The sequence below is a fragment of the Kitasatospora sp. NPDC059817 genome, assembly GCF_042731835.1.
In the GTDB taxonomy this organism is placed as follows: Bacteria; Actinomycetota; Actinomycetes; order Streptomycetales; family Streptomycetaceae; genus Kitasatospora.
Map to the genome: position 1 here is coordinate 39,434 of NZ_JBHWIR010000055.1, position 5,063 is coordinate 44,496.

Genomic DNA, 5,063 nt, shown 5'->3' on the forward strand with positions numbered 1-5,063 from the left:
GTGGGGGCCCCCCCCCCCCCGGGGGGGGGCGCCCCCCCGCGGGGGGGGCGGGGGGGGGTCCCCCGCCGCCGGCTCCGGCGCCCTACCTCAGCGCTCGACCTCGCCGCGGATGAACTTCTCGACGTTCTCCTTGGCCTCGTCGTCGAAGTACTGCACCGGCGGGGACTTCATGAAGTACGAGGAGGCCGACAGGATCGGGCCGCCGATGCCGCGGTCCTTGGCGATCTTCGCGGCGCGCACGGCGTCGATGATGACACCGGCGGAGTTCGGGGAGTCCCAGACCTCGAGCTTGTACTCCAGGTTCAGCGGGACGTTGCCGAACGCGCGACCCTCCAGGCGGACGTACGCCCACTTGCGGTCGTCCAGCCAGGCCACGTAGTCCGACGGGCCGATGTGGACGTTGTTGGCGCCCATCTCGCGGTCGCGGATCTGCGAGGTGACGGCCTGGGTCTTGGAGATCTTCTTGGACTCCAGGCGCTCGCGCTCGAGCATGTTCTTGAAGTCCATGTTGCCGCCGACGTTCAGCTGCATGGTGCGCTCGAGGATGACACCGCGGTCCTCGAACAGCTTGGCCATCACGCGGTGCGTGATGGTGGCGCCGACCTGGGACTTGATGTCGTCACCGACGATCGGCACGCCGGCCTCGGTGAACTTGTCCGCCCACTCCTTGGTGCCCGCGATGAACACCGGCAGGGCGTTCACGAAGGCGACCTTGGCGTCGATGGCGCACTGGGCGTAGAACTTGGCGGCGGCCTCGGAACCGACGGGCAGGTAGCAGACCAGGACGTCGACCTGCTGGTCCTTGAGGATCTGGACGACGTCGACCGGGGTCTCGTCGGACTCCTCGATGGTCTCCCGGTAGTACTTGCCCAGGCCGTCGAGGGTGTGGCCGCGCTGGACGGTGACGCCGGTCGGCGGCACGTCGCAGATCTTGATGGTGTTGTTCTCGCTGCTGCCGATGGCGTCGGCCAGGTCGAAGCCGACCTTCTTGGCGTCGACGTCGAACGCGGCGACGAACTCCACGTCGCGGACGTGGTACTCACCGAACTGGACGTGCATCAGCCCGGGGACCTTGCCGGCCGGGTCGGCGTCCTTGTAGTACTCGACACCCTGCACCAGCGACGCGGCGCAGTTGCCCACGCCCACGATGGCTACGCGAACCGAACCCATTCCGGTTGCTCCCTGTGATCTCATGAGGGCCGCCGGGGTCGACGGCACTCGTCCTGCTTCTTCGATGACTGCTTGTACGGGCGCGAGGCGCCCACTCCTGCCGCGCGGCACAGGGCTGACGCGGTGTCAGCGCTCCTGGGCGGAGCGCCCCGGGCGGTCGTACGGTGGCCCGGGCGGGTCCTGGGACCCTTCCTCCTGGCCACGGCCGTCCGAAGTCTTGTGGGGTACGGCGGTGGTGTTGCCGCCGGTGGCGGGCCCGGTCCGGCCGGTGCGGTTGGCCCGCTCGGTCTCGATCAGCTCGTTGAGCCACCGGACCTCGCGCTCCACCGACTCCAGTCCGTGCCGCTGCAGCTCGACGGTGTAGTCGTCGAACCGCTCGCGGGCGCGGGCCAGCGAGTTGCGCATCTTCTCCAGTCGCTCCTCCAGCCGGCTGCGACGCCCTTCCAGGACGCGCATCCGCACGGCCCGGTCGGTCTGGCCGAAGAACGCGAAGTGGACGCCGAAGTGCTCGTCCTCCCAGGCGTCGGGCCCGGAGTCGGCGAGCAGCTCCTCGAAGCGCTGCTTGCCTTCGGGGGAGAGCCGGTAGACGGTCTTGGACCGCTTGCCGTTGAGCGCGGTGGCCGGGACGTACTCGACGTCCGGGTTGTCCTCGACCAGGAAGCCCTGGGCGACCAGGCTCTTCAGACACGGGTAGAGCGTTCCGTACGAGAACGCCCGCAACGTTCCGAGCAGGACGTTGAGCCGCTTGCGCAGCTCGTAGCCGTGCATCGGGGCGTCGTGGAGCAGACCGAGAACGGCGAACTCCAGCACTCCTGAGCGCCTGCCCATTGCCGTCGTCCTCCTTACCTCTCGGCCGTTGTCCGGCCGCTGCATCGGGCGGTATGCCGCGTCGATGTATCGGCTCGATATATCGAGAACAGTAAACCGGGCCCTCGGAACGGGCAAGGGGGGCGCGCGTGAAGGTGATCACAAGCCGACGCGCAGGAGTGGTTGGCAACGGGCGTGTAATGATCTGCTGCCGTTTTGCGGTCATTGGGGACTGATGCCCGATTAGTTGGGATTCCCGGCTGCGTACGCTGTCGCGTGTGCACGAGGACCACCTCCGGGGTTAGGGCGGTTGGCGGGCATCGGACGTGAACCCTGCCTTCAGGCTGGAACCGCCTGGCGAGGAGTGGCTGCAACATGAGTGAACGACGGCGAAGGACGCCCAGCCCGGGCGGTGACGGGCAGCAGCCCCCGGGTGGTGGTGGCCGTCAGGGCGGACCAGGCCGGGACGAGGTGAGCTCGGACGGCGCCGGCCGCCGGCGCCCCCCGGGCGAACGGGAGACCGCTCAGCAGCCCCGGATGGGCCGCGCCGAGATGCGCAAGGCCGCCCAGAAGGGTGGCAAGGGCGGCCGGCGCGGTGCTGCCGCCGCCTCCGCGGCCGCCGCCGCAGGCCCCGGCAAGAAGCGGTTCATCGACTACCCGCGCTTCGGCAAGACCGGCGTCCGGCGCTGGCTGCCGTCCTGGCGGCAGTGGCTGAGCGCCTTCCTGATCGTCTTCGCCACCTGCGTGGGCGGGGTCTTCTACCTCTACCAGACCACCGAGATCCCGAAGCTCAAGGATCTGATGAAGGACCAGAACACGATCTACTACTGGGCCGACGGCTCGGAGATGACCCGCAAGGGCGAGACCAACCGTCAGATCGTCGAGCTCTCCGACATCAGCCCCAACCTGCAGAACGCCGTGATCGCGGCGGAGAACCAGACCTTCCGCGAGGACAGCGGCATCGACCCCAAGGGCATGCTCCGCGCCGTCTACAACATGGCCAAGGGCGGCGAGACCCAGGGCGCCTCGACGATCACCCAGCAGTACGTGAAGAACGCGTACCTCAGTCAGGAGCAGACCCTCAGCCGCAAGCTGAAGGAGTTCTTCATCACGCTGAAGATCAATCAGAAGATGCAGAAACCGGACATCCTCAAGGGGTACCTGAACACCAGCTGGTTCGGTCGCGGTTCGAACGGCGCCCAGGCCGCCGCACAGGCCTACTACGGGGTCGACGCCAAGGACCTCGACCTCTGTCAGAGCGCCATGCTGGCCGGCCTGTTGAAGGGCGCGTCGTACTACGACCCCAGCAACCCGGCCAACAAGGAGCGGGCCCAGGGGCGGTGGGCCTGGATCCTCGAGAACATGGTGAAGACCAAGGCCATCACCCCGGAGGAGCGGGCGAAGTGCACCACCTTCCCCGACCCGATCCCGCAGAAGCCCAGCTCCAACATGAACGGTGAGGTCAGCTACCTGGTCGACACCGCCAACAAGTACCTGATGGCCACCGACAAGACGATCACCCAGCAGATGATCGACAAGGGCGGCCTGAAGGTCTACACCACCTTCGAGAAGGACAAGGTCGACGCCCTGAAGAAGGCCGTCGACGACGTCAAGGGCGAAAACCTCAACGCCCAGAAGCGCCCCAACAACGACACCTTCATCCAGTTCGGCTCCGCCAGCATCCGCCCCGGCGACGGCGCGATCGTCGCCCTCTACGGCGGCGACGGCGTGGAGAACGGCCACTTCGACAACAACGCCGACGCCATCGGCGTCCAGGTCGGCTCGACCTTCAAGCCCTTCGTGCTGGCGACCGCCATGCAGATCGGCGTCCAGACGGCCACCGACGACAAGGGCAAGCCGAAGCGGATCAACGCCGACAGCCGCTACCTGTCCGACGACATGTCCGAGATCCGCAAGCCGGACGGCTCGCTGGTGATCGGCGACGACGGCAAGCCCTACCGGCAGAAGAACGAGGACTCCGGCAAGCGCGGCTACGTCTCGCTGCGGTCGGCCATGCAGAACTCGTTCAACGTGCCCTTCGTCCAGCTCAACCAGGACGTCGGCGGCCAGAACGTGGCCAACATCGCCGAGCAGATGGGCGTCCGGAAGGAGAGCTTCGCCGACCCGAAGACCCCGACCTTCGCCCTCGGCACTTCCACCATCAGCCCGATCCGGATGGCCACTGCCTACGGCACCCTGGCAGCCAGCGGCAAGGAGGCCGAGCCCTACTCGGTCACCAAGGTCGAGGTGAACGGCACCGAGCGCCCGGGCTTCGGCAAGAAGGACGCCAAGGTCGCCCTGGAGCCGGCCGTCGCGGACAACGTCACCGACGTGCTGGTGAACGTGGTGAAGAACGGTACCGGTTTCAAGGCCAAGGAGCTGGGCCGCCCGGTGGCCGGCAAGACCGGCACCACCGACCAGAACAAGTCGGCCTGGTGGGTCGGCTACACCCCGCAGCTGGTGACCAGCGTCGCGATGTGGCGCGAGGACCCGAGCAAGCACGAGCGGCTGTCGCTCAACGGCACCGGCGGCAAGGAGTCCATCCACGGTGGTGACATCCCGACCGACGTCTTCACCCGGTACATGAAGGCCGCGCTGGCCAACGAGAAGAAGATGGACTTCCCGACCCCACAGCCGGTCGGCACCCAGGTGGACTCCTCCGGCGCCCCGGTCTCGCCGAGCATGACGCCCACGCCGACGACGAGCGAGACCCCGTCGGCCCCGCCCGCGACCCAGCCGGCCAACAACCAGCCGCCGCCGACCAACAACAACCAGCCGCAGCCGCCCGTGTCCACCCAGGGCCCGGGCTGTGTCCCGGGCGTGGACTGCCCGGGCACGCAGCCGAGCCAGACGCCGTCGCACACCAGGACCAACCCCGGTCCGACGAGCAGCTGCGGCCTCCTCGGCTGCACCACGCCCCCGCCCACGGCGCCGCCGACGGACCCCCCGGCGACGAGCAGCAAGCCGAGCGGCAAGCCGCCGACACCGTCCTCGACCGGCGGTGGCGGTGGGCAGAACGGGCTGTTGCCCTGACCACCACCCGCTGAGCGGATGAACCGAACGGCGGTGGCGGCCCTCTCCGGAGG

Annotated in this window: 3 protein-coding genes; 1 reads left to right on the forward strand and 2 read right to left on the reverse strand. The window is 68.3% G+C overall.

Annotated features, from left to right (window positions below):
• Positions 1-87: 87 nt before the first annotated feature.
• Both ACFV61_RS14625 and ACFV61_RS14630 read right to left on the reverse strand, forming a co-directional pair.
• Positions 88-1,170: an inositol-3-phosphate synthase gene (locus ACFV61_RS14625; RefSeq protein ID WP_063348479.1), complete on the reverse strand. Its 1,083-nt coding sequence runs from the start codon at positions 1,168-1,170 to the stop codon at positions 88-90.
• A gap of 126 nt (positions 1,171-1,296) precedes the next feature.
• Positions 1,297-1,998: a PadR family transcriptional regulator gene (locus ACFV61_RS14630; RefSeq protein WP_063348480.1), complete on the reverse strand. Its 702-nt coding sequence runs from the start codon at positions 1,996-1,998 to the stop codon at positions 1,297-1,299.
• A gap of 354 nt (positions 1,999-2,352) precedes the next feature.
• On the opposite strand from ACFV61_RS14630, the gene ACFV61_RS14635 reads away from it, so the two are divergent.
• The gene (locus ACFV61_RS14635) at positions 2,353-5,010 is read left to right on the forward strand and encodes a transglycosylase domain-containing protein (protein ID WP_380491908.1); all 2,658 of its coding nucleotides are present in this window, start codon (positions 2,353-2,355) and stop codon (positions 5,008-5,010) included.
• Positions 5,011-5,063: the final 53 nt, after the last annotated feature.